Here is a 25,400-nt window from a genome sequence, read left to right on the forward strand (position 1 = left end):
TTGATTTCTTTGTTTCATATAACTAAAGCTTATTAAGTGGATTTGCCCAGCCAGGCGCTCATCTCCACGACTTCGCGGGCGACCTCGCCCAGCCGTTTCTGGCTTTGCATGGCGCGCTGGCGCAACAGGCCGTGGGCCTCGTCCTCGGAAATCGACCGCGCCTTCATCAGGATGCCCTTGGCCTTTTCCACCCATTGGCGGTCGGCCAGGCGCAATTGCGCTTCGCGCAATTCCTCGCGCCGCGACTTCTCCATGGCGAAGCGCTCGATCGCCACCGTCAGCAGCGGCTCGATGCGCCCGGCGGGCACGTCGCCCACGACGTAGGCCGCGACCCCGGCGCGCAAGGCGCTGCGTATGGTTTCGCGATTGCCGTTGTCGGTGAACATCACCACCGGGCGATCGCTGTGCTCGCTGGCCACGCAGACGTTTTCCAGCGTGTCGCGGCCGGGCGCGTCGCTGTCTATCAACACCACGTCGGGCGCGGCCTGCGCGATGGCGGCGGCCAGGTCCATGCCCGGCGCCATTTCCGCCACGACGTGCACGCCCGCGGCGGCCAGCGTCTGCCGCAGCGACGCCGCGCGTCCTTCGCCATCGTTGAGCAGCATGACCTTGAGCATGAGATTCCCCTCTGATGCTTCCAGCCACGCAAGTTCCATGCCATCGCGTTGCGCGGCGCGGGCCGCCAGGCGCGCACAGCCGCGGAGCGCAGACCGCACGCGGATGGTGCACTGCCGCAACCGGCTGCGCACCAAGTTGGTTCGCGCCCTGTTTTCCAGCATTCCGGACCGCGCGCCGGTTGGCGGGGCAGCGCCAGCGCAGGCGCGGCCTGGCGGCCCTTCAGGCCATGCTTTTTTCTTGCTGGCACGGCGTTTGCTTCAGTGGAATCGGGCGGCCAACGAAGGTTGCCCGACGCAACGCGCCGCGACCTGCGGCAAGGGACAACGACGTTCCGCAGCGCCACCGGATGGGAGTCCAGGGCGCGCGGGACGTTTTTTTTTGCCAGGAGCCATGCATGACGCCATCGACCCGTAGCCCCTCCGCCGACGCCGCCGCAAGCGGCGACCTCAGCGCCAACGCCGGACGCCGCAAATGGCTCTGCGGCACGGCGCGCGCGGTGGCCGGCGCCAGCCTGCTGTCGCTGGTCGATCCGCTGGTGCGGGCCGGCGCCTGGGCCGCCGGCACCGACGCGCCCGAGAAGACCGAGGTCAAGATCGGCTTCATTCCGCTGACCGATTGCGCTTCGGTCGTGATGGCCTCGGTACTGGGCCTGGACAAGAAGCACGGCGTGACGATCACGCCTTCCAAGGAAGCGTCCTGGGCCGCCGTGCGCGACAAGCTCATGAACGGCGAGCTGGACATGGCGCACGTGCTTTACGGCATGGTCTACGGCGTGCACCTGGGCATAGGCGGACCGAAGAAGGACATGGCCGTGCTGATGAGCCTGAACCAGAACGGCCAGGCCATCACGCTCTCGAACAAGCTGCTGGCGGCGGGCGTGCGCGATGGCGAATCGCTGGCCAGGCTGATGGCGTCCGACAAGCGCGAGTACACCTTTGCCCAGACCTTCCCCACCGGCACGCATGCGATGTGGCTGTATTACTGGCTGGCGTCCTACGGCATCCATCCCATGAAGGACGCCAAGGTCATCACCGTGCCGCCGCCGCAGATGGTGGCCAACATGCGCGTGGGCAATATGGACGGCTATTGCGTGGGCGAGCCCTGGGGAGCGCGCGCCATCCTGGACAAGATCGGCTACACCGCCGTCACCTCGCAAGGCATCTGGACGGATCATCCCGAGAAGGTGCTGGGCACGAGCGCGGACTTCGTGTCGCGTCATCCGAACACGGCGCGCGCGGTCACGGCCGCCATACTCGAAGCCGGCAAGTGGATCGACGCCTCGCCCGCCAATCGCCAGAAGACCGCCGAGACCATCGCGGCCAAGTCCTACGTCAACACGGACGCCAGCGGCATCATCGACCGCATGCTGGGCCGCTACGACGATGGGCTGGGAAAAAGCTGGACGGACGAGCATGCCATGCGCTTTTACGCCGATGGCGCCGCGAATTTCCCGTACCTGAGCGACGGCATGTGGTTCCTGACGCAGCACAAGCGCTGGGGACTACTGAAGGAGCATCCCGATTATCTGGCGATGGCAAAACAGATCAACCGGATCGACCTCTACAAGCAGGCCGCGCAGGCTGCCGGCGTGGCGCTGCCGGCCAGCGAGATGCGCACTTCGAAACTCATCGACGGCGTGGTCTGGGATGGCAGCAACCCTGCCGCCTACGCCGACGGATTCAAGGTCAAGGCCTGAGCGCCGATACGAAAAGGGGCATGCGATGTCTAGCGTAACGAGTATGAGCCGCGGCGATGAATTCATCGCCCTCTGGCGCGAACGCCTGGAGTCCGCGCTGCGGGCCGTGGTGGGGCCCGTGGCGGGCTTCGCGCTGTTTGTGCTGGTATGGCAGGTGGTGGCGCTGCGGATACCGGAAATTCCCACGCCGGGCGTCACCTGGCGCGCCGCCGTCGAACTATTTTCGGACCCGTTCTACGACAACGGCCCCAATGACAAGGGCATAGGCTGGAATCTGCTGGCGTCGCTGGAACGCGTGGCTATCGGTTTCGGCCTGGCCGCGCTGATCGGCATACCCGCAGGCTTTGCCATCGGCCGCTATGCGGCGGTGCGCGCGATGTTCTCGCCCATCGTCAGCCTGCTGCGGCCGGTGTCGCCGCTGGCCTGGCTGCCGCTGGGGCTGCTGCTGTTCAAGGCGGCCAACCCCGCCGCCATCTGGGCCATCTTCATCTGTTCGATCTGGCCGATGATCATCAACACCGCGGTTGGCGTGGCGCGCGTGCCGCAGGACTACCTGAACGTGGCGCGGGTGCTGAACCTGTCTGAATGGAAGGTGACCACCCAGGTGCTGCTGCCCGCCGTGTTGCCCTACATGCTGACCGGCGTGCGCCTGTCCATCGGCACCGCATGGCTGGTGATCGTGGCGGCGGAAATGTTGACCGGCGGCACGGGCATCGGTTTCTGGCTCTGGGACGAATGGAACAACCTGAAAGTGGAGCACATCGTCATCGCCATTTTCGTAATCGGCATCGTCGGGCTGCTGCTGGAATCCCTATTGGTTGCCCTGGCCCGCCGCTACACCTACACCGAGGAATAGCGCCATGAAGAAGCATGTACGCATCGAGCGCGTGGGCCAGACGTTCAACACCCGCAAGGGCGCATTCGTGGCGCTGCGCGATATCGACCTTACCGTGGAGCAAGGCGAGTTCATCACGCTGATCGGCCATTCCGGCTGCGGCAAGTCGACCTTGCTCAATCTCATCGCGGGCCTGACCCGTCCCACCAGCGGCGTGCTGCTGTGCGCCGAGCGCGAGATCACAGGCCCCGGCCCCGACCGCGCCGTCGTATTCCAGAACCACTCGCTGCTGCCCTGGCTGAGCTGCTTCCAGAACGTGTACCTGGCGGTGGAGCGAGTGTTCGGCGCTACCGAGAAACGGGCGCAGCTGGCCGAGCGCACGCGCGCCGCGCTGGACCTGGTGGGTCTCTTGCCGGCGCAACACAAGCTGCCGCGCGAGATCTCCGGCGGCATGAAGCAGCGCGTGGGCATTGCGCGGGCGCTGGCGATCGAGCCAGGCGTGCTGCTGATGGACGAACCCTTCGGCGCGCTGGATGCGCTGACCCGCGCCCACCTGCAGGACGAGCTGCTGAAGATCGTCGCCAAGACGCGCACCACCACCGTCATGGTCACGCACGACGTCGACGAGGCAGTGCTGCTGTCCGACCGCATCGTGATGTTGACCAACGGCCCGGCCGCGACCATAGGCGAGATCCTGGCCGTGCCCCTGTCGCGTCCGCGCGACCGCGTGCGCCTGGCCAATGACGCCACCTATCTGGCGTGCCGCGCGGCAGTGGTGGACTTCCTGCATCGCCGCCATGGCAACCCCGAACGCTCGCAAGCGGCAATCCAGGCAAACGCCGTGCTGGATGCGGAGCCGCAGCCGCTGGCCGAGGCCGGTGCGTCGCGCGCAGCCGCCTAGAGGCAGCCATGGATGCGAAGCAGAGGCTGGTGGTGGTCGGCAATGGCATGGCGGGCATACGCACGCTGGAGGAACTGCTGAAGCTGGCGCCCGATCTGTACGAGATCACGGTGTTCGGCGCCGAGCCGTACCCCAACTACAACCGCATCCTGCTGTCGCCGGTGCTGACGGGCGAGCAGAGCTTGCGGGACATCATGCTCAATGACGAGGACTGGTACGCCCGCCACGGCATCCGCCTGCTGCTCAACCACAAGGTCGTGGGCGTGAACCGCGCCCGGCGCACCGTGCTGGCGGACGATGGTTCCGAGACGCCTTATGACCGGCTGCTGCTGGCCACCGGCTCCAATCCGTTCATCCTGCCGGTGCCGGGCAGCGCTCTGGACGGGGTGGTTGCCTTTCGCGATATCGGCGACGTGAACCGCATGATAGAGGCGTCGGCGCGCTACCGGCACGCGGTGGTCATAGGCGGCGGCCTGCTGGGCCTGGAGGCCGCCAACGGCCTGGCCGCGCGCGGCATGGATGTGTCGGTGGTGCATCTGGGGGAATCGCTGCTGGACAGGCAGCTGGACGGCGGCGCCGCAGCCATGCTGCGCCGCGGCCTGGAGGCGCGCGGCCTGAAGTTCCTGCTGGGGCGCCAGACCCGCGAGATCCTGGGCGGGGCCGACGGGCGGGTGCGCGCGCTGCGCTTCGCGGACGGTGTAGAGATTCCGGCGGACCTGGTGGTGATGGCGGTGGGCGTCAGGCCCAACACCGAACTGGCCGAGCGTTGCGGCCTGCATGTGAACCGCGGCGTGGTGGTCAGCGACACCTTGCAGACCTATGACCCGCGCATCTACGCGGTGGGCGAGTGCGTGAGCCATCGCGGCACCGCCTATGGGCTGGTCGCGCCCTTGTACGAACAGGCGAAGGTGGCGGCCAACCACCTGGCGCTGCATGGCATCGGCCGCTACGAAGGCAGTGTGACCTCGACCCGGCTCAAAGTCACTGGCATCGACCTGTTTTCCGCCGGCGATTTCGCCGGAGGCCAGCAGACCGAGTCGATCACGCTGGCCGATACGCCGGGCGGCGTCTACAAGAAGCTGGTGATCCGCGACGACAAACTGGTGGGCGCCTGCCTGTATGGCGACACGGCGGACAGCGCCTGGTATGTGCGGCTGATCCGCGAAGGCCGGCGCATCGGCGCTTTGCGCGAGCGGCTCATGCACGGCGAAGCGACGGGGGGGGATTGAGAAATGGACGCGCCCATGGCTAGGCGGATCGATATCGTGGACGCGGCGACGCAAGGCGTGCGCGAAGTGGCCTCGGTGTGCTGCTATTGCGGCACCGGCTGCGGCGTGCGGGTGGCAACGCGCGATGGCGCCGTGCTGCGCGTGCGCGGCGACGAGCAGCACCCGGCCAACGATGGCAGGCTCTGCAGCAAGGGCCTGGCGCTTGCGGACACGGTGCGGCGCGACGGCGCGCGCGTGCTGTCGGCGCAATGGCGCGAGACGCGCGCCCAGCCGCTGCGCGCCATCGCGCTGGACCAGGCGCTGGACATCGCGTCGGCCAGGCTGGCCGACACCATTGCGCGGCATGGCCCGGACGCCGTGGGTTTCTACCTGTCGGGACAGTTGCTGACCGAGGACTACGCGGTCTTCAACAAGCTGGCCCGCGCGCTGGCCGGCACCAACAACATCGACACCAATTCGCGCCTGTGCATGTCCAGCGCGGTCTCGGGCTACAAGCGCACGCTGGGCGCGGATGCGCCGCCGGCCTGCTACGAGGACCTGGACCTGGCGGACACGGTGTTGATCGCCGGCTCCAACATGGCGTATGCGCATCCCGTGCTGTTCCGGCGGCTGGAGGCCGCGCGGGCGCGGCGTCCGGGCATGAAGGTGATCGTCGCGGATCCGCGGCGCACCGACACCGCGGCGTTCGCCGATCTGCACCTGCCGCTGGCGCCGGGCACCGACGTGGTCCTGTTCCACGCCATGCTCAACGTCATGGAGCAGGAGGGCCTGCTGGATCGCGGCTACATCCAGCGCCATACCGAGGGCTTCGAGACCTTGCTGGCGCGCGCGCGGCAGTACACGCCGCGCGCCGCAGAGGAAATCTGCGGCGTGCCGGCAGCCGCCATCGTCCAGGCGGCGCGCTGGTTCGGCAAGGCGGGCGCGGCGTTGTCGCTCTACACCATGGGCTTGAACCAGTCGGCCAGCGGCACCGACAAGAACACCGCGCTGATACACCTGCATCTGGCGACCGGACAGATCGGCAAGCCGGGCGCCGGGCCGTTCTCGCTGACGGGCCAGCCCAATGCCATGGGCGGGCGGGAGGCCGGCGGCATGGCCACGCTGCTGCCGGGCCACCGCGATCCCGCGTCGGAAATGGATCGCAAGGAAACCGCCGCGCTGTGGGGCGTGGACGCCTTGCCGCAGGCGCCGGGCCTCACCGCGCTGGAGATGTTCGACGCGGCGCGGGAAGGGTGCATCAAGGTGCTGTGGATCGCGGCCACCAACCCGGCGCAGTCCTTGCCGGATCAGGCCCGGGTGCGGGCGGCGCTGGAGCGCGCCGAGTTCGTCATCGTGCAGGAGGCGTACGCGGGCACCGAAACGTTGGCCTACGCCGACCTGGTGCTGCCGGCCGCGACCTGGCCCGAGAAATCCGGCACCGTGACCAATTCGGAACGCCGCATCAGCCGGGTGCGCGCGGCAATCGATCCGCCCGGCGACGCGCAGCCGGACTGGCGTCTGGCGCAGGCGGTCGCGCTGCGCCTGGCCGCCCGCATGGCCCCGCACAAGGCGGCGCTGTTCGCCTACCGGGATGAAAGCGAGGTCTTTGCCGAGCACGCCCGCACGACGGCGGGCCGGGACCTGGACTACAGCGGCCTGGATTACGCGACGCTGCACGCGCACGGACCGCAGCAATGGCCGTACCGGCAAGGGCAGGGCACGGCGCGCCTGTATGCCGATGGCATGTTTCCCACCGCCAGTGGGCGCGCCCGCTTCTGCGACGTGGATTACCGTCCGGTCGCGGAGGCCGTTACGCCGGAGTACCCGCTGCGGCTCACCACCGGCCGCCTGCGCGACCATTGGCACACCATGGCGCGCACTTCGCTGGCCCGCGTGCTGACGCAGCATGTCGAGGAACCCTGGGTGTCCATGCATCCCGAGGACATGCGCCGGCTCAAGCTGGAACCCGGCGCGCTGGCGAGGCTGGCATCGCGCCGGGGTAGTGTGGTGCTACCCGTGCAGGCGGACGGCTCGCTGGCAGAGGGACAGGCGTTCCTGCCCATGCATTGGGGCAGCGCCTACATGGCGGGGCTGGGGGTGAACGCGCTGACCAACCCGGCCGCCGATCCCATTTCTCGCCAGCCGGAACTCAAGCACAGCGCCGTGTCCGCCGAACCGGCTGGCCTGCCATGGCAGGCCGCGGGCTGGCTGCAGGGCGACGGCGCGGCGCTGCGCGCGCGCCTGGCGCCGTGGTTGCGTCGCTTTGACTACGCGGTCGTCCTGCCGGTGGGCGCGGGCGGGGTGCGGATGCGTCTGGCGGCCCCCGCCGCGCCGCCGGCGGAGATGCTGGAAGCGATGGCGGATGCGCTGGGCCTGCTCGGCCCCGACGTGGCCTTCGACGACCCCGCGCGCGGCCAGATGCGCAGGGTGCGGCTGGAGCAGGGCGTGCTGCACGGCTTTCTCCTGGCCGGCGATCCGCGGGCGCAGGATGCGCTGTTGTCCTGGGCCGGCGGCGGCGAGGCGCCGGTCAGCGTGGCGGCGCTGCTGACGGGACAGATCGCGGGCGCGGTCCGCTCGCGCACGGTCTGCGTCTGCAATGGCGTGAGCGAGGCTGCGATCCTGGCCGGCATAGTCCGGGGCTGCGATCTGGCGGCCCTGAAATCGACGCTGGGCTGCGGCACGGGTTGCGGTTCCTGCGTGCCGGAGATCCAGGCCCTGATCGGCCGCGCCGCGCGCGCCGCCGTTCCCGCGTAGCCGCTGCAGGCGTGGCCGCGGCCGACACGTTCCGACACGCGCCGGCCCTCGCAACCGGTGTAGTATCAAGCCAGCCTTGCGCCAGGCGCGGGCGGTTCTTATCCAGATTCATGGAGTGGCTTGTGACGATGCGAAAAATGGCATCCCTGATTTTTACGGCGGGCGCGCTGGGTGCGGCCGCTGCGGCGCAGGCCGGCGTGTGCGACGCGCAATTCATGCATGACGGCGGCGCGGTGCAACTGACCGGTACCGGGAACCTGGCGCTGGGCGCCGACCTGACTTTCGCCGAGGTTACAAAAAGCAATGGCGACAACTGCCGCGCGCGCGTGCAGGGCGTGGCCACGTTCAGCTACGCGGGCCTGCCTCCAGGCAAGTCCAAGCTGGATTACCTGATGACGGTCAAGGGCGGCCAGGCCACCTTCCTGCGCTATGCCAGCGCGGGCGAAGCGCCCAAGCCTTCCGAAGGCCAATTCGACCTGCGCATGCTGGGCCTGTTCGCGTATGACGGCAAACTCAGCGCCGGCCAGAAGCTGCCCGGCTCGTCGTTCCGCCTGAAGATCGGCAAGGAGGCGCCTGTCGGCGGCCAGCCCAGCACCACGGTGCGCATCGGCGAGAAAACCGTGGGGCAGAAGACCTCGGTGACCACCGCGCTGGGGGCGCAGTCCTGCCACCCGATCACATACACCCGCAATTCCGATCCCACCATGGCCACGTTCCAGGGCCTGACCATTCCCATCCCGGGCATGAACACCACGGTGACGGACTGGTACTGTCCGGCGATCAATCTGGTGATGAAGCAGGACATCGATCAGGGCGGCGTCAAATCCGCCGTTGAGATTACGCAAATCAAGTAGCACCCCGTAGCAAGCGCGCCGTGTCTCCCGCATGGCGGCTGGTATGATGGTTCCGTCATTGACACACAACAGGAGCTCAAATAATGGCCACGAGAAAATCCGAAGAAGTCGCAAAAGAAAAACTGATCGACAGTGTCAAGTCCAGCCTGAATGACGCCGAGAGCCTGCTGCGCGAAGCCGCCAGCAGCACGGGCGACAAGGCCAACGAATTGCGCGACCGCGCGCTGACGTCGCTCAAGCGCACGCGTGAAGCGCTGTACGAAGCGCAGGACGCCGTGCTGGAACGCGGCCGCAAGGCTGCCCGCGCGACCGACGACTACGTGCACGACAATCCCTGGCAAGCCATCGGCATCGCAGGCGTGACCGGCCTGCTGCTCGGCTTGCTGATCAGCCGCCGCTGATAGGGCAGGACATCCGGGCGGGCGGCGCGGGCGCGAGGCCGTGCTTCCCGCCCGGCGTCCTTTTCAGCCATGGGTCTACGAAAATCTGTTTTCGGCGTTGCCTCCAGCGTGGTCGGGCTGTTGCGCACGCGCCTGGAATTGCTGGCGCTGGAAGCGGCGGACGAAAAAGCGCGCCTGCTCAAGCTCTTGGGCATGGCGTTTGCTGCGCTGCTGTTCCTGACGTTGGCGGTGCTGGTCTTCACCGTCACGGTTGCGGTGGCGTTCTGGCCTACTGAAGACCGCTATCTGGCCCTGGGCCTGTTGGCGGGCTTCTATGGACTGGTCGGCGTGGCCTTGCTGGTGGCGGTGCGCCACGGGCTGGTCTACGGCGCGCCGCCGTTCGCCGCCACGCTTGAAGAACTCGGGCGTGACGCCGAACTGCTGGAGCGGGTGCGCGACGCGCAGGACGACGACGAGGCGCAGGCGCGCCGGCGCGAGGAGGGCTGAAGCATGACAAAAAGGTCTCCCACCGTCGATCGCGCCGTGCGCATCGAACTGCTGCGCGCCCGCGCCGCCATCGAACGCGAATCGCTGGCGCAAAGCATCGCGTCGACCGGACGCAAGCTGGAACCGGCCGCGCTCCTCAAGGGGCTGTTGCCCGGCCTGGTCTCGGGCGGCGCATCGCGCTGGGCCTTGCAGGCAATCAGCCTGGCGCGGCGCTATCCCATCGTCAGCTCATCGCTGTCCGCCATGATCATGCGCGGCGGCAAGCGCTCCAAGCTCTTGAAGATCGCCGGCGGCGCGTTTGTCGGCTGGCAATTGTTCAAGGCCTGGCAGAACTCGCGCCGTGATGATGATCCATCAGGTGGTCAACGCTGACGCTGCGGCTTTGCCCAATTAGAAACCCGCCATTTAGGCGGGTTTTTTTATGCCCGGCGGAGCGCTACGTTTCGTCTTCGGATTCGGGCCAGCCAGAAAACAAAAGCCCCGGCTCGAGGCCGGGGTGGGAATCAGGTCTTACATGATGGGTCGTAGGCTTGCACCCATTGGAAGCCATCACCAACCTTAAGGGGATTGTATGTAGGTCAACCCGCCGCCGTCAACGGCGATGGCCTGTTCCTTCTCCCAGGTCGGCACGATGCCTCACACATTGCAGTATCGTCCGCTATTGATCGACGCGCTCATCAGTAACGAGCGCATAAACAGCTACCAGAGCGTATTCAACCCCGCGAACGACGTGGAACTGATGGGGGCCTATCTATGGAATGCGCACGCCTGCGGTGCGTTGTACCCGCTCATGGGCGCGGTGGAAATCAGCTTGCGAAACTCCATCGACCGGGCGCTTGTCGCGGATCTGGGGAGGTTCTGGTGGGCGGGCGGCAAGCTGCGCTACCGTTCCTACGCGCCGGGCACGGATGCGCCGCATCCGGTGCAGGCGGTGCGGAACAACTTCGCCAAGGCGACCCGCAACCATGCTTCCGAACAGCGCCGCCGCCATGCGGTGCGCGGCAATGTGATGCCGCAGCATCATGGTGTCATCGCCAAGACTGAATTCTCGACCTGGGAATTCCTGCTGGATACCGAGTTGATGGGGCGCGGATTGATCTGGCCCAAGCATCTGTCCGCCGTGTTTCGCGGGGTGTGGCCGATGCGCCAGGCGGGTGGGATGCTGGCCCATGTGCAGGATCTGGTCGCCACGCTGCGCGCCTTCCGCAATCGCCTGTTTCATCATGAACCGGCATGGAAGCGGTATGGCGTGCAGACCGAAGCGGACGCCTTGCAGCACCTGCAGGAAAAGACCGCCAAGGCGGAAAGCCTGCTGATGCTGATACATCCCGAAAATTTGCGATTGTTGCAAACCAATGGCTTGTTGCGAGACGCAAGACGGGCTTGCACGGCGTCGGAGATCAGACGTTTTCAGCACCTGGCACAGACGCATCGGATCAACTCGTTGAACACGTTGACTGAGTTGGTTACGCGCAGCGCCCAGGAGAACAGCGCCTTGGTCGCCCGGATACATCACGGGCAGGATCAGCGCTTCCTGATCCTGCCGCGATAGCGCCGGTCTCGATGCGAGAGAACGGTCAGGATTACAAGCCCAGCTGACCCCACATCTCATCCACCCGCTTCTTGACGTCCGCGTCCATGGTGATGGGGGTGCCCCATTCGCGGTGGGTTTCGCCGGGCCACTTGTTGGTGGCGTCCATGCCCATCTTGCCGCCCAGGCCGGACACTGGCGAGGCGAAGTCCAGGTAGTCGATGGGGGTGTTCTCCACCAGCAAGGTGTCGCGTACCGGATCCATGCGGGTAGTCATCGCCCACACCACTTCCTTCCAGTCGCGCGGATCGATGTCCTCGTCCACCACCACGATGAACTTGGTGTACATGAACTGGCGCAGGATGCTCCACAGGCCGAACATGACGCGCTTGGCGTGGCCGGCATACTGCTTGCGAATCGACACCACCGCCAGGCGGTAGCTGCAGCCTTCCGGCGGCAGGTAGAAGTCCACGATTTCGGGCAACTGGCGGCGCAGCAGCGGCACGAAGACCTCGTTGAGCGCCACGCCCAGCACGGCGGGTTCGTCGGGCGGTTTGCCGGTGTAGGTGGAGTGGTAGATGGGATTGCGCCGCATCGTGATCCGCTCCACCGTGAAGACGGGGAACCAGTCCTGCTCGTTGTAGTAACCGGTGTGGTCGCCGTAGGGGCCTTCCAGCGCCATTTCGTAATCGGTGTTCGGCGGCGGGTTGACGCCCTCGGGCACGACGGGCGCGAGGGCGCGCGGGTCGGAGGACGGCAGCAGGTGGCCTTCCAGCACGATCTCGGCCCAGGCCGGCACGGACAGGTCGCTGCCCAGCGCTTTCGCGACCTCGGTGCGGGAACCGCGCAAGAGGCCGGCGAACTGGTATTCGGACAGGCTGTCGGGCACCGGCGTGACCGCGCCCAGCGTGGTGGCCGGGTCGGCGCCCAGGGCGACGGCGATGGGGAAGGGGGTGCCGGGGTGCGCCAGGGCGTGGTCGCGGAAATCCAGCGCGCCGCCGCGGTGCGACAGCCAGCGCATGATCAGCTTGTTCGGTCCCAGCAGCTGCTGGCGGTAGATGCCCAGATTCTGACGGCGGGCATTGGGGCCGCGCGTGATCACCAGGCCCCAGGTCAAGAGCGGCGCCACGTCGCCGGGCCAGCAGGTCTGGATCGGCAGGCGGGTCAGGTCGACGTCCTTGCCTTCCCAGACGATCTCCTGGCAGGCGGGGCTCTTGACGTTCTTGGGGCTCATGTCCCACAGCGCGGACTTCAGCATCGAGACCTTGGCCAGCGCGTCGCGCAGGCCCTTGGGCGCTTCGGGTTCGCGCAGCGAGGCGAGCAGCTCGCCGATGTCGCGCAGCGCGCTGACGTCGTCGGCGCCCATGCCGCGGGCCACCCGGGCCGGGGTGCCGAAGAGATTGGTCAGCACCGGCATTTGCGCCGGCTGACCGTTGTGCCGCGCATTTTCGAACAGCAGGGCGGGCCCTTCCGCGCGCAGGACACGGTCGGATATTTCAGTCATTTCCAGCCGGGTGGACACCGGCGCGGCGATGCGTCTGAGGTCGCCCATGCGTTCAAGTTGGGCGATGAAGTCTCTAAGGTCGCGGTATTTCACTACAGATCCCAGCTATTTGGTTACATATTGGGTAGACAGAGAGGTTAACATTGACTCCCTCTTTTTTAACGCAGGAGGTTTTATGCCCGATGCGTCAGTGGCCAGCCTGTTCAGGAGCCTGGCCCAAGGAGTGCACCAATATCTTGCCGAGTCCCTGCGCATCTGCTCCGTTTATCTGGGCATTGCGGTCATTGTGACGGTAAGCATGGGATTCGCCCTGCCTGGTTTGCGCGACCAGGCATTGCAAGTGCACAAAGCCTTGTTGACCGCCCTAGCGCCTACATCCATGCAAGCCAGCACCGAATTCGATGCCGGCTCCGAACTGGGTTCCGACAGTGCGTCGGCAATTGCCATGGCCGTTCCCACTGCTCCCGCCAGCAATGCCACAGGCATGTTGGGGCCCGCCCGTGTCGCCCCCGCGGCGCCCAAGCCTGTCGCGATGAGCGCCACGGGCCCGCAGGCGGAAGCCTTGCGCAACTATATTTCGCGCAAGTACAAGGTCGCGTATGACGCCACCGGCCCGCTGTTGAACGTCGTGTACAAGGTCAGCCGCGAAAAGAAACTGGATCCGCTGCTGGTGCTGGCCGTGATCGCCATCGAGTCCCGCTACAACCCTCTGGCCGAAAGCCATGTGGGCGCCCAGGGGCTGATGCAGGTGATGACCAGCGTGCACCAGGAAAAATTCGACGCGGTCGGCAAGACCGCGCTGGACCCGGCCGCAAATATCGGGGTCGGAGCCACGATCCTGCGCGATTGCATCAACCGCCGCGGCTCGGTCGATGGCGGCCTGGCATGCTACGTCGGCGCCACGGGACCGGACGACAACGGCTATGGCGCCAAGGTGCAGGCGGAACGCCGCCGCCTGGCGCTGGCCTCCGGGATCGCGCTGGCGCGCGACTGATCGCCGTACTGGCTTGAATGCAAAGCGCGTCCCTTGGGACGCGCTTTGTTTTTGGGTCTTGTTTTTGGGATCAGCCCTGCAGCAGCCGGCCGATCCGGGCGACGGCCTCTTCCAGGCGGTCCAGGCCGGTGGCGTAGGAAAAGCGCATGGTGTGGCTGCCATGGGCCGGTCCGAAGTCCAGGCCCGGCACCGCGGCCACGCCGGCTTCCAGCAGCAGGCGCTGCGAGAACGCGGCGCTGTCCATGCCCAGGTTGGCGATGTCGGCATAGATATAGAAGGCGCCGTCCGGCTTGACCGGCACCTGGATGCCCATGCGCTCGAATTCCGGCAGCAGGTAGTCGCGGCGCTGCTTGAAGGCCTCGCGGCGGTGCTCGAAGGTCTTCATCGCGCCGGGCTCGAAGCAGGCCAGCGCGGCATGCTGCGCCAGCGTGGGCGCGCAGATCGCCAGGCTGGCGGCGATTTTCTCCACTGGGGCCACCATGTCCTCGGGCACGATCATCCAGCCCAGGCGCCAGCCCGTCATGTGGAAGTACTTCGAGAAGCTGTTGATGACGATGACGTCGTCATCCAGGGTCAGGGCCGAGCGCGGCTGGCCTTCATAGGACAGGCCCAGGTAGATTTCATCGACGATGGCGAAGCCGTCGCGGGCGCGGACCTGCGCCAGCAGCTCGGCCAGCTCGCCGTGGTCGATCGAGGTGCCGGTGGGGTTGCTGGGCGAGGCGACCAGCACGCCCTGGGTGGCGGGCGTCCAGTGGCTGGCCACGTCCTGCGCCGACAACTGGAAGCGCTTGGCCGCCGTGCTCGGGATCAGGCGCGGCACGCCGCCGGCGGCCAGCACGAAATTGCTGTTGGCGGGGTAGGACGGGTCCGGCATCAGCACTTCGCCACCCTGGTTGACCAGCGCCGCGCAGGCCAGCGTCAGGGCGCCGGAGGCGCCCGCGGTGACGATGACGCGGGACGGATTGATCCGGGCGCCGAACTGCTCGTGGTAGAACTGGGCGATGGCCTCGCGCAGCGGCGTCAGGCCGGCCGAGGGGCTGTAGCCGCTGAGACCGGCGCGCGCCGCGCGTTCCAGCGCTTCCACGACCTGGGGGGGCGCGGTAAAGTCCGGTTCGCCGATGCCCAGGCTGATAATGTCCTTGCCCGCTGCCTGCAGCGCTTGCGCCTGCTTGAATAGTTCCATTACCTGGAAGGTCAGGAAGTCGTGGGTGCGATGGGCAAGGCGGGGCATCGGATTCTCGAAGGCGTTTTGTAGCGAAAAAGGAATTGTAGTCATGCAGCCATCCCGGCGCGCTTTCCTCCTGGGCCGTCGTCCGGTCCGCAGCCCGTGGTCGGCCTTCATCGAGCGGCTGAGCCTGCTCTGCCAGGGATCCGTCCGAGATCTGGGCGAGACAGGAGAGGGCGGTCCCCGGGGTTTGCTGGCGCCGGTGCGCGACGCGGACGTGGCGCATGCGCGCACGCTGTGTGCCGAATATCGCGTGACGCTGGCGCTGGAGGGGGCGGAAGGGCCTTTCGAGACGGCTCATGGGCCGCTCCTCAGGGTGGATTCGTCCGCCCTGACCGGCCTGGTGCGCCTGTCCGGCGATACCGGGCGCTGGCGCGCACAGCCCGGCACGCCGGTGGCGGCGCTGGCCCAGGCCGGGCTGCGGCAGTTCGCCGGCCTGCCTGGGGATTTGACGCTGGCCGCGTGGCTGGCGGCCAAGGCCAACTGGCCCGCCGGGCGCTGCGCCGAATCCGGGGTGCTGGCGCTGGACGTGATGCTGGCGGACGGCATAGAGGAAACGCTGGGGCCGTTCGGCGAATCGGACGTCCAGCCCCTGCGTTCGGCCACCGTGCAGCGCCTGGTTCCGGCGCTGTTCCAGCTGGCTACGGGCGGCGATGCCTTCGCCACCCGTGACGGCGAGCGCTGGCTGGGCCGCTACCGGCTGGACGCGCTCAAGCCCGACGCGCCCGCCACCGTCAACCTGGCGCATCTGCTGCTGGGCCATGGCGGCACGCTGGCCTGGGTGCAGTCGGTGACGGTGGCCGACGCCGCGCCCGCGCCACGGCCTGCGGCAAGCCAGGGCGAGCCGCCGGGGCTCGCCACCACGCGCCTGGATTCCCGGGTGAAGGCGCTGTTCGATCCCGATGGACGTTTTCCCTTATTCCACATTGCGGAATAGCGACAATTTGTAAGCCAGCGCTAACATGGGATGTGCCTGCTTATCCAAGGGGCAGGCGGGCATTGCCGAGGTATCGCGGCGCCCGCCATCGGAATAGAATTCCCCCCTTTCGTGTCACACACTCTAGCCAGTAGCCGCCCCTATGGATGCCAATCTCCGCAAAGCCGCCCTTGAATACCATGAGCTTGGACGCCCCGGCAAAATCTCGGTCACGCCGACCAAGCAGCTCACCAACCAGCGCGACCTGGCCCTGGCGTACTCGCCCGGCGTGGCGGCGGCCTGTGAAGAGATCGTGGCCGATCCGGCCAATGTGTACCGCTACACCGCGCGCGGCAACCTGGTGGGCGTGATCACCAACGGCACCGCGGTGCTGGGCCTGGGCAACATCGGCGCGCTGGCTTCCAAGCCGGTGATGGAAGGCAAGGCGGTATTGTTCAAGAAGTTCGCCGGCCTGGACGTCTTCGACATCGAGATCAACGAGACGGATCCGGACAAGCTGGTCGAGATCATCGCCGGCCTGGAAGCCACCTTCGGCGGCATCAACCTCGAAGACATCAAGGCGCCGGAGTGCTTCACCGTCGAGCGCAAGCTGCGCGAGCGCATGAAGATCCCCGTCTTCCATGACGACCAGCACGGCACCGCGATCTGCGTGTCCGCCGCCTTCATCAACGGCCTGAAGGTCGTGGGCAAGGACATCAAGCAGGTCAAGGTGGTGACCTCGGGCGCCGGCGCGGCCGCGCTGGCCTGCCTGGACCTGATGGTGGATCTGGGCCTGCCGCTGGAAAACATCTGGGTCACCGACATCGAAGGCGTGGTCTACGAAGGCCGTACTGCGCTGATGGACCCGGACAAGGCGCGTTTCGCGCAGAAGACCGATGCCCGCAAGCTGGCCGAGGTGATCCCGGACGCCGACGTGTTCCTGGGCCTGTCGGCCGGCGGCGTGCTCAAGCCCGAGATGGTCGCGGCGATGGGCCCGCGTCCGCTGATCCTGGCGCTGGCCAACCCCACGCCCGAGATCCTGCCGGAGCTGGCGCAATCGGTGCGCGACGACGTGGTCATGGCCACGGGCCGTTCGGACTATCCGAACCAGGTCAACAACGTGCTGTGCTTCCCCTATATCTTCCGCGGCGCGCTGGATGTGGGCGCGACCACGATCACCCGCGAAATGGAAAAGGCGGCGGTGTACGCCATCGCCGAGCTGGCCGAAGAGGAACAGAACGAAGTCGTGGCCGCGGCCTATGGCACCTTTGATATTTCGTTCGGCCCCGAATACCTGATCCCCAAGCCCTTCGACCCGCGCCTGATCGTGCGCATTGCGCCGGCGGTGGCCAAGGCCGCGATGGAAGGCGGCGTGGCCACGCGTCCGCTGGCCGACCTGGAAGCCTACGAAGAGCAGCTGCAGCAGTTCGTGTACCACTCGGGCGCCTTCATGAAGCCGCTGTTCTCGGCGTCCAAGCGCATCGTGCGCGAGGGCGGCCCGGCCCGCATCGTGTTCGCCGAAGGCGAAGACGAGCGCGTGTTGCGCGCGGTGCAGGTGATCGTCGACGAAGGCCTGGCCCGCCCCATCCTGGTGGGCCGTCCGTCGGTGCTGCTGACCCGCATCGAAAAGCTGGGCCTGCGGCTGCGCCTGGGCGAGGACGTCGAAGTCACCAACCCCGAATACGACGAGCGCTTCCACCAGTACTGGACCACGTACTGGGAACTGATGTGCCGCCGCGGCATCACCAAGGAAATGGCGCGCGTGGAAATGCGCCGCCGCATGACTCTGATCGGCGCGATGATGGTGCGTCTGGGCGATGCCGACGGCATGGTCTGCGGTTCGGTGGGCGCATACCACGATCACCTGCGCTTCGTGGACGAAGTCATCGGCCGCCGTCCCGGCCACAACGTGTACGCCGCCATGAACATCCTGCTGCTCAACGAGCGCACGGTGGTGTTGGTGGACACGCACGTCAACGATGAGCCTTCGGCCGAGCAGATCGCCGAATTCACCATCGCCGCCGCCAACGAGATGCGCCGCATGTATCTGGCGCCCAAGGTCGCGCTGCTGTCGCGTTCGAACTTCGGTTCGGGCAGTTCGGCGTCGGGCGCGAAGATGCGCCGCGCGCTGGAGCTGGTGCGCCAGGCCGCGCCGGACCTGGAGATCGACGGCGAAATGCATGGCGACTGCGCGCTGGACGAAGCCTTGCGCATGCGCATCCTGCCGTCGTCCACGCTCAAGGGCCAGGCCAATCTGCTGGTGTGCCCGAACGTGGACTCGGGCAACATCGCCTACAACCTGTTGAAGACGGCCGCCGGCGGCAACGTGGCGGTGGGGCCGTTCCTGCTGGGCGCCAACGCACCGGTGCATATCCTGACCTCCAGCTCCACCGTGCGCCGCATCGTCAACATGACCGCGATGACGGTGGTCGATGTCAATACACCGCGTTGATGTGACGCCACCCGGTCCGGCGTGCCCGCGCACGCCGACCGGCCTGGTCCTGACAGGAGGCGGCGCTCGCGCCGCCTATCAGGTGGGCGTGCTCAGCGCCATCATGGAACTGCTGGATCCGGACTGGCATTCGCGTTTCCAGAATCCCTTCCACATCATCTGCGGCACGTCCGCCGGCGCCATCAACGCCGCCGCGCTGGCCTGCCGCGCCGATCGGCCCCATCTGGGCGTGCGCCGTATCCGCCGGCTGTGGTCCTCCCTGAATACCGACATGATCTACCGGGCCGACGCGCCCGGCCTGATACGCACCGGCGTGCGCTGGCTGGGCTTGCTGTCGCTGGGGTGGATGTACTCGGGCCTGACGCGCAAGCGGCCCCATTCGCTGCTGGACAACAGCCCCATGCAGGCCCTGTTGGGCCGGGTGCTGGACTTCCAGCACCTGCGCACCAATCTGGAAACCGGCGCGCTGTCGGCGTTGGCGATCACGGCTTCGGGCTACACCAGCGGCGAGCACCTGACCTTCTACCAGGCACACACGCCCATCGAGCCTTGGCACCGCTATCTGCGCCTGGCGCTGCCCACGCCCATCGGCATCGACCACCTGATGGCCTCGTCCGCCATTCCCTTCGTCTTTCCCGCCCGCCAGGTGCAGGTGCACGGCAAGGGGGAGTGGTGCGGCGACGGCTCGATGCGCCAGCTCGCGCCTATCAGCCCGGCCATCCACTTGGGCGCGCACCGCGTGCTGGTGATCGGCACGGGGTTCCGCGACGAAACCCACCCTGAAAACCGCGAGGACTCGCCGCCTTATCCCTCGCTGGCCCAGGTCGGCGGGCATGCGCTGGCCAGCATCTTCCTGGATGGCCTGTCGGCCGACGTCGAACGCCTGGAACGCATCAACTTCCTGATGGACCAGTCCGGCGGGGAGGGCACGCATGGCCATGCGCGCCGCATCGACGTCCTGACGATCACGCCCAGCCAGTCGCTGGACGTCATGGCGCTGGAACATTTGCAGGATATGCCGGCCCAGGCCCGTGCCCTTTTCCGCGTACTCGGTGTATCGTCCGATCCAGACCGTCCCGGCGGCGGGTCGCTGATGTCCTATCTCTTATTTGAATCCAGCTACACCAAGCGATTGATTGAACTGGGTTATGCCGATACGATGCAGCGTAACGACGAAGTGATCGCCTTTTTCAAGGGGGCTCAGGCATGACGCGCAATGGCCAATCTACTCTGCAGCGGCAGCTGCTGCGCGGCGGTGCGCTGGCCCATGACGGGCTGGACAAGAAGGCCGTGGTGGACGCCGCCCATGAGCTTGGCCTGGCCTTGTTTGTCGCCAATTGCGATCCTGCCCGCAGCCGTTCCGCGGTGCTGCGCGCCATCGTCAAGGCAGTCGATTTCCCCGAGTACTTCGGTGGCAACCTGGACGCTCTTTACGACTGCCTGTGCGACACCGTGCTGGACCACAAGACCGGCGTGGTGCTGTGGCTGTACAAGCTGCATTCGGGCGACCCGGCGCTGGAAGAAGACGCTGGCCGCATCGAAACCGTTTGTTCCGACGCGGCGGATTTCGCCCGCGAAAACGGTCGCGTCTTTGCGTATGTCATCGAACACGCCGGACGCCATCCGGACCCCGAGCCCGGGGTGGCGGCAGCGCCCTACGGCGAAGACCACTGATCCGGCGGTACTACCAGGCCAGCAGCGCGCTGGCCGCCGACAGCAATGCCAGTCCCGCGGTCTCGGTGCGCAGCACCCGGGGGCCGAAGCGCACGGCCTGCACGCCGGCCTCGCGGGCCTGCGCCAATTCCTTGTCCGACCATCCTCCTTCCGGTCCCACCAGCAGGGTCAGCGCCTGCAGGCCGGGCGCGGTCCGCAGCGCGCCGCCAAGGTCGTCCCGCGCTTCCGGGTGGCATAGCAGGCGCAGGCCCTCGGCGGGCTGTTGCAGCCATTCGGCCAGGGTGAGCGGCGCGTCCACCGCCATCAGCCGGTTGCGTCCGCATTGTTCGCTGGCGGATTGCGCGATGCGCTGCCAATGCGCCACGCGCTTGTCGAGCCGGGCGCCTGACAGCTGCAGCACGCTGCGCTGGGCGGCGATGGGGCTGACGCGCGCGGCGCCCAGCTCCACGGCTTTTTCCACCACCCAGTCCATCTTGTCCCCGGAAGGCAGGCCCTGCACCAGGGTAACGCGTCCGCCCAGTTCGGCCTCGCGCGGCAGGAATTCCCCCAGTTGGGCAAAACCGGCCTTGCCTTCCACTTCGAGCGTGGCGGGATACTCGCCGCCCTGGCCGTTGAACAGCGCCACGGCCTCGCCGGCGCGCAGGCGCAGCACGCGCAGCGCATGGTGCGCCAGGGCTTCGGGAAGCGCGACGCGGGCGCCGGCGCTCAGGGGGATATCACAGAAGAAGCGGGGGGCTGACATGGACATCTATGGTTCTTTTATTCAGAAAGCTAGCCTAGCATGGGCCGCCTTCTGGCCGATGGCGTGGGGGAAACCCCTGGATGCTAAAATCCCATGCTTCGCAACCTACTCAACTGGCCCCTATTTTGACCGTAGGCCCGCCAGCTTCAAAGAGCCTTCCGAATGAGCAATCCGACCGCCCCTAAACTTGCCTTGGCGGATGCCATCCGCGCCCTCGCGATGGACGCCGTGCAACAAGCGAATTCCGGGCATCCGGGTGCTCCCATGGGCATGGCGGAAATCGCCCAAGCCTTGTGGGCCGGCAACCTGCGTCACAATCCCAAGGATCCCGCCTGGGCCAACCGCGACCGCTTCGTGCTGTCCAACGGCCACGGCTCGATGCTGATCTACGCCTTGCTGCACCTGACCGGCTACGACCTGCCGATCGAAGAGCTGAAGAATTTCCGCCAGTTGCATTCCAAGACGCCGGGCCACCCCGAAGTGGGCATCACCCCGGGCGTGGAAACGACCACCGGTCCGCTGGGCCAGGGGCTGGGCAATGCCGTGGGCATGGCGCTGGCCGAAGCGCTGCTGGCCGCCGAGTTCAACAAGCCCGGCCACACGCTGGTCGACCACCACACCTACGCTTTCACCGGCGACGGCTGCCTGATGGAAGGCATCTCGCACGAAGTCTGCTCGCTGGCCGGCACGCTCAAGCTGGGCAAGCTGGTCGTGCTGTATGACGACAACGGCATTTCCATCGACGGCCACGTCGAGCACTGGTTCGCCGACGACACCGCCAAGCGCTTCGAAGGCTACGGCTGGAACGTGATCCGCGGCATCGACGGCCATGACGTCGCCGCCGTGGACGCCGCCATCAAGGCTGCCCGCAAGCAATCGGAAAAGCCCACGCTGATCGTCTGCCGCACCGTCATCGGCAAGGGTTCGCCCAACATGGCCGGCACGCACAATGTGCACGGCGCGCCGCTGGGCAAGGACGAGATCGCCGCCACCCGCGCCGCGCTGGGCTGGTCGTCGGAACCGTTCCAGATTCCGCAAGACATCTACGACGGCTGGGATGGCCGCAAGCAAGGCGCCGCCGCGCAGGCCGAATGGCAGTCGGCGTTTGACGCCTACGCCGCCGAATTCCCCGCCGAAGCCGCCGAATTCAAGCGCCGCATGAAGGGCGAAATGCCCGCCGGCTACGCCGAACAGTTCAAGGCGTTCCTGGACGCCACGCTGGAAAAGGCCGAAACCGTCGCCACCCGCAAGGCTTCGCAGTTCGCGATCACCGCGCTGGCGCCGCTGCTGCCGGAAATGCTGGGCGGCTCGGCCGACCTGACCGGTTCCAACTTCACCGACTGGAAGGGCGTCGGCGCCGTCCGCGCTGGTGACCATGGCATTCAGTTCGGCCGCCACATCAACTACGGCGTGCGCGAATTCGGCATGGCCGCCATCATGAACGGCGTGGCCCTGCACGGCGGCTACCTGCCGTTCGGCGGCACCTTCCTGACCTTCTCCGACTACTCGCGCAACGCCATCCGCATGGCCGCGCTGATGAAGCAGCGCGTGATCCACGTGTTCACCCACGACTCCATCGGCCTGGGCGAAGACGGCCCGACCCACCAGTCGATCGAGCACGCTTCCAGCCTGCGCCTGATCCCCAACCTGTCGCTGTGGCGTCCTTGCGATACGGCTGAAACCGCCGTGGCCTGGAATGCGGCCGTGACGCGCCCGACCAGCATCGGCATGGACGTGCACGACGGCGGCCCGACGGCCCTGTTGCTGTCGCGCCAGAACCTGCCGTTCGTGCCGCGCGATGCCGCCACCGTCGAGGCCATCGCCCGCGGCGGCTATGTGTTGCGAGATGCCGAAGGCGCCCGCGCCGTCATCATCGCCACCGGCTCGGAAGTCGCCATCGCGCTGGACGCGCAGGCGCAGCTGGCCAAGGAAGGCATCGCCGTGCGCGTGGTCTCCATGCCCAGCACCGACGTGTTCGACCGCCAGGACGCCGCCTGGAAGCAATCCGTGCTGCCCAAGGGCCTGCCGCGGGTGGCCGTCGAAGCCGGCATCACCGCCTTCTGGCACAAGTACGTGGGCCTGGAAGGCGCCGTCGTCGGCATCGACCGCTACGGTGAATCCGCGCCTGCTGGCGCATTGTTCAAGTTCTTCGGGCTGACCGCCGACAAGGTGGCCGAGACCGTCAAGCAAGTTTTGTAAAAAGGAGCTCAGTCATGACTATTCGCGTCGCCATCAACGGTTACGGTCGCATCGGCCGCAACATCCTGCGTGCCCACTACGAAGGTGGCAAGAAGCACGATATCGAAATCGTCGCCATCAATGACCTGGGCGATCCCAAGACCAACGCGCACCTGACGCGCTACGACACCGCCCACGGCAAGTTCCCGGGCACCGTCGAAGTCGACGGCGACTTCATGGTCGTCAACGGCGACAAGATCCGCGTGCTGGCCAACCGCAACCCGGCCGAGCTGCCCTGGGGCGAGCTCAAGGTCGACGTGGTGCTGGAGTGCACGGGCTTCTTCACGACCAAGGAAAAGGCCGGCGCGCACATCAAGGGCGGCGCCAAGAAAGTCATCATCTCGGCCCCCGGCGGCAAGGATGTCGACGCCACCATCGTGTACGGCGTGAACCACGGCGTGCTGAAGGCTACCGACACCGTCATCTCCAACGCTTCGTGCACCACCAACTGCCTGGCCCCGCTGGTCAAGCCGCTGAACGACAAGCTGGGCCTGGAAAACGGCCTGATGACCACGGTCCACGCCTACACCAACGACCAGGTCCTGACCGACGTCTACCACGAAGACCTGCGCCGCGCGCGTTCGGCCACCATGAGCATGATCCCCACGAAGACCGGCGCTGCCGCCGCCGTGGGCCTGGTGCTGCCGGAACTGAACGGCAAGCTGGACGGCTACGCCATCCGCGTCCCGACCATCAACGTGTCGCTGGTCGACCTGTCGTTCGTGGCCAGCCGCGACACGACCGCCGAAGAAGTGAACGGCATCCTGAAGGCCGCGTCGGAAGGCGAGCTCAAGGGCATCCTGGACTACAACACCGAGCCCCTGGTTTCGGTGGACTACAACCACAACCCGGCCTCCAGCACCGTTGACGCGTCGCTGACCAAGGTTTCGGGCCGCCTGGTCAAGGTCTCGTCCTGGTACGACAACGAGTGGGGCTTCTCGAACCGCATGCTCGACACCACCGTCGCGCTGATGTCGGCCAAGTAAGCAGCACGGCTAGTCCATAGAGGGGACGGATTTGTTTTCCGCGAGTGCGGAAAATGGGTTCGTCCCCTTTGTACGCCCATCGTAGGAATCCAAATATGTCCAAGGTCAACACTCTGTCCGCGCTGGCGAAGTCCGGCGCCCTGTCCGGCAAGCGCGTGTTCATCCGCGCCGATCTGAACGTGCCGTTCGACGACGCCGGCCGCATCAGCGAAGACACCCGCATCCGCGCCTCGGTGCCCGGCATCCGCATGGCGCTGGACGCCGGCGCCGCCGTCATGGTCACGTCCCACCTGGGCCGTCCCAAGGAAGGCGTGCTGACCGACGCCGATTCGCTGGCCAAGGTCGGCCAGCGCCTGTCCGAGCTGTTGGGCATGCCCGTGCAGCTGGTGCGCGACTGGGTCGACGGCGTCCAGGTCGATCACGGCCAGGTCGTGCTGCTGGAAAACTGCCGCGTCAACGTCGGCGAAAAGAAAGACGACGAGACGCTGGCCAAGAAGATGGCCGCGCTGTGCGACGTCTACGTCAACGACGCGTTCGGCACCGCCCACCGCGCCGAAGCCACCACCCACGGCATCGCGCGCTTCGCGCCCGTGGCCTGCGCCGGCCCGCTGCTGGCCGCTGAGCTGGATGCCCTGGGCCGCGCCCTGCATGAACCCAAGCGTCCGCTGGTCGCCATCGTGGGCGGCTCCAAGGTGTCGACCAAGTTGTCGATCCTGCAATCGCTGGCCGACAAGGTCGACCAATTGGTCGTGGGCGGCGGCATCGCCAACACCTTCCTGCTGGCCGCCGGTCTGCCCATCGGCAAGTCGCTGGCCGAACCCGACCAGGTCGACCAGGCGCGCGCCGTGATCGACATCATGAAGCAGCGCGGCGCGGCCGTGCCGATCCCGGTGGATGTGGTGTGCGCCAAGGCGTTTGGCGCTGACGCCGAAGCCACCGTCAAGGCGGCTGGGGACGTGGCCGACGACGACATGATCCTGGACATCGGTCCCAAGACCGCGGCGCAGCTGGCCGAGATCCTGAAGCAGGCCGGCACCATCGTCTGGAACGGCCCGGTGGGCGTGTTCGAATTCGACCAGTTCGCCAACGGCACCGAAGTGGTGGCGCGCGCGATTGCCGAATCGGAAGGCTTTTCGATCGCCGGCGGCGGCGACACGCTGGCCGCCATCGCCAAGTACGGCATCGGCGAGCAGGTCGGCTACATCTCGACCGGCGGCGGCGCTTTCCTGGAATTCCTGGAAGGCAAGACGCTGCCCGCCGTGGCCGTGCTGGAAGCCCGCTATATCAAGTAATACGTCTTGCCATGCAAGGCCGAAGCCGCCCCGATGGGGCGGCTTTTTTATGCCGGCGCCTTGATCGTGGCCGCCCGGCTTCGGCTGCCTTGG

General features: G+C 66.9%; 21 protein-coding genes and 1 pseudogene. 18 read left to right on the plus strand and 4 right to left on the minus strand.

The window, feature by feature from the left end; translation table 11 throughout:
* Positions 1 to 32: 32 nt before the first annotated feature.
* Complete coding sequence (locus FOC84_RS20305) at positions 33 to 617, minus strand: ANTAR domain-containing response regulator (protein ID WP_173146012.1); 585 nt, start codon at positions 615 to 617, stop codon at positions 33 to 35.
* 395 nt (positions 618 to 1,012) lie between these two features.
* On the opposite strand from FOC84_RS20305, the gene FOC84_RS20310 reads away from it, so the two are divergent.
* The 10 genes and pseudogenes from FOC84_RS20310 to FOC84_RS20355 all read left to right on the plus strand — a co-directional run bounded on the left by FOC84_RS20310 (position 1,013) and on the right by FOC84_RS20355 (position 11,305).
* On the plus strand, positions 1,013 to 2,314 hold the full coding sequence (locus FOC84_RS20310) for a CmpA/NrtA family ABC transporter substrate-binding protein (protein WP_173146013.1): 1,302 nt from the start codon (positions 1,013 to 1,015) through the stop codon (positions 2,312 to 2,314).
* Positions 2,315 to 2,339: 25 nt separating this feature from the next.
* The gene (gene ntrB, locus FOC84_RS20315) at positions 2,340 to 3,170 is read left to right on the plus strand and encodes a nitrate ABC transporter permease (RefSeq protein ID WP_173146014.1); all 831 of its coding nucleotides are present in this window, start codon (positions 2,340 to 2,342) and stop codon (positions 3,168 to 3,170) included.
* Between the two features lie 4 nt (positions 3,171 to 3,174).
* Complete coding sequence (locus FOC84_RS20320; RefSeq protein ID WP_173146015.1) at positions 3,175 to 4,050, plus strand: ABC transporter ATP-binding protein; 876 nt, start codon at positions 3,175 to 3,177, stop codon at positions 4,048 to 4,050.
* 8 nt (positions 4,051 to 4,058) lie between these two features.
* Positions 4,059 to 5,276, plus strand: a pseudogene (locus FOC84_RS20325) (NAD(P)/FAD-dependent oxidoreductase); the annotation flags it as partial.
* Between the two features lie 18 nt (positions 5,277 to 5,294).
* Entirely contained in the window at positions 5,295 to 8,012 is a 2,718-nt protein-coding gene (locus tag FOC84_RS20330; protein WP_254241716.1) for a nitrate reductase, read from the plus strand.
* Positions 8,013 to 8,140: 128 nt separating this feature from the next.
* Positions 8,141 to 8,866 carry a hypothetical protein gene (locus FOC84_RS20335; RefSeq protein WP_373557794.1) on the plus strand — a complete coding sequence of 242 codons (726 nt, stop codon included), beginning with the start codon at positions 8,141 to 8,143 and terminating at the stop codon, positions 8,864 to 8,866.
* Positions 8,867 to 8,949: 83 nt separating this feature from the next.
* Positions 8,950 to 9,267 (plus strand): DUF883 family protein, encoded by a 318-nt coding sequence (locus tag FOC84_RS20340; protein ID WP_013395739.1) that lies wholly within the window; start codon positions 8,950 to 8,952, stop codon positions 9,265 to 9,267.
* Positions 9,268 to 9,336: 69 nt separating this feature from the next.
* A complete protein-coding gene (locus tag FOC84_RS20345) occupies positions 9,337 to 9,753 on the plus strand; it encodes a phage holin family protein (protein WP_043544378.1) in 417 nt (138 codons plus the stop codon).
* A 3-nt stretch (positions 9,754 to 9,756) separates the two neighbouring features.
* Positions 9,757 to 10,125: a hypothetical protein gene (locus FOC84_RS20350; RefSeq protein ID WP_173146018.1), complete on the plus strand. Its 369-nt coding sequence runs from the start codon at positions 9,757 to 9,759 to the stop codon at positions 10,123 to 10,125.
* Positions 10,126 to 10,414: 289 nt separating this feature from the next.
* Positions 10,415 to 11,305 (plus strand): CAAX protease, encoded by an 891-nt coding sequence (locus tag FOC84_RS20355; RefSeq protein ID WP_254241717.1) that lies wholly within the window; start codon positions 10,415 to 10,417, stop codon positions 11,303 to 11,305.
* A gap of 31 nt (positions 11,306 to 11,336) precedes the next feature.
* Here the strand turns inward: FOC84_RS20355 and ubiD are convergent, their stop codons facing one another.
* Entirely contained in the window at positions 11,337 to 12,881 is a 1,545-nt protein-coding gene (ubiD, locus tag FOC84_RS20360; protein ID WP_173146020.1) for a 4-hydroxy-3-polyprenylbenzoate decarboxylase, read from the minus strand.
* Between the two features lie 82 nt (positions 12,882 to 12,963).
* Here ubiD and FOC84_RS20365 point away from each other — a divergent pair, with 82 nt between their 5' ends.
* Positions 12,964 to 13,782, plus strand: a complete 819-nt coding sequence (locus tag FOC84_RS20365) for a lytic transglycosylase domain-containing protein (protein WP_173146021.1) — start codon at positions 12,964 to 12,966, stop codon at positions 13,780 to 13,782.
* A 70-nt stretch (positions 13,783 to 13,852) separates the two neighbouring features.
* On the opposite strand, the gene FOC84_RS20370 is transcribed toward FOC84_RS20365, so the two are convergent.
* Positions 13,853 to 15,013 carry a pyridoxal phosphate-dependent aminotransferase gene (locus tag FOC84_RS20370; protein WP_173146022.1) on the minus strand — a complete coding sequence of 387 codons (1,161 nt, stop codon included), beginning with the start codon at positions 15,011 to 15,013 and terminating at the stop codon, positions 13,853 to 13,855.
* Positions 15,014 to 15,056: 43 nt separating this feature from the next.
* Here FOC84_RS20370 and FOC84_RS20375 point away from each other — a divergent pair, with 43 nt between their 5' ends.
* From FOC84_RS20375 to FOC84_RS20390, 4 genes are all read left to right on the plus strand, one after another.
* Positions 15,057 to 15,944, plus strand: a complete 888-nt coding sequence (locus tag FOC84_RS20375) for an FAD-binding protein (protein WP_173146023.1) — start codon at positions 15,057 to 15,059, stop codon at positions 15,942 to 15,944.
* Positions 15,945 to 16,086: 142 nt separating this feature from the next.
* On the plus strand, positions 16,087 to 18,375 hold the full coding sequence (locus FOC84_RS20380) for an NADP-dependent malic enzyme (RefSeq protein ID WP_173146024.1): 2,289 nt from the start codon (positions 16,087 to 16,089) through the stop codon (positions 18,373 to 18,375).
* Positions 18,356 to 19,585: a patatin-like phospholipase family protein gene (locus FOC84_RS20385; protein ID WP_254241718.1), complete on the plus strand. Its 1,230-nt coding sequence runs from the start codon at positions 18,356 to 18,358 to the stop codon at positions 19,583 to 19,585. Before FOC84_RS20380 ends, FOC84_RS20385 begins: the two co-directional genes overlap by 20 nt.
* On the plus strand, positions 19,582 to 20,049 hold the full coding sequence (locus FOC84_RS20390; protein WP_173146025.1) for a barstar family protein: 468 nt from the start codon (positions 19,582 to 19,584) through the stop codon (positions 20,047 to 20,049). The genes FOC84_RS20385 and FOC84_RS20390 overlap by 4 nt, the downstream gene beginning before the upstream one ends.
* A 10-nt stretch (positions 20,050 to 20,059) precedes the next feature.
* Here the strand turns inward: FOC84_RS20390 and FOC84_RS20395 are convergent, their stop codons facing one another.
* A complete protein-coding gene (locus FOC84_RS20395) occupies positions 20,060 to 20,791 on the minus strand; it encodes a 16S rRNA (uracil(1498)-N(3))-methyltransferase (protein WP_173150300.1) in 732 nt (243 codons plus the stop codon).
* 162 nt (positions 20,792 to 20,953) lie between these two features.
* Here FOC84_RS20395 and tkt point away from each other — a divergent pair, with 162 nt between their 5' ends.
* The 3 genes from tkt (at position 20,954) to FOC84_RS20410 (ending at position 25,307) form a co-directional block, all read left to right on the plus strand.
* Positions 20,954 to 22,990, plus strand: a complete 2,037-nt coding sequence (tkt, locus tag FOC84_RS20400) for a transketolase (RefSeq protein WP_173146026.1) — start codon at positions 20,954 to 20,956, stop codon at positions 22,988 to 22,990.
* 14 nt (positions 22,991 to 23,004) lie between these two features.
* Complete coding sequence (gene gap / locus FOC84_RS20405) at positions 23,005 to 24,015, plus strand: type I glyceraldehyde-3-phosphate dehydrogenase (RefSeq protein ID WP_013395726.1); 1,011 nt, start codon at positions 23,005 to 23,007, stop codon at positions 24,013 to 24,015.
* A 95-nt stretch (positions 24,016 to 24,110) separates the two neighbouring features.
* On the plus strand, positions 24,111 to 25,307 hold the full coding sequence (locus FOC84_RS20410; RefSeq protein ID WP_173146027.1) for a phosphoglycerate kinase: 1,197 nt from the start codon (positions 24,111 to 24,113) through the stop codon (positions 25,305 to 25,307).
* Positions 25,308 to 25,400 lie beyond the last annotated feature (93 nt).

It is taken from the genome of Achromobacter pestifer (genome assembly GCF_013267355.1).
GTDB classification, from domain to species: domain Bacteria; phylum Pseudomonadota; class Gammaproteobacteria; order Burkholderiales; family Burkholderiaceae_B; genus Achromobacter; species Achromobacter pestifer_A.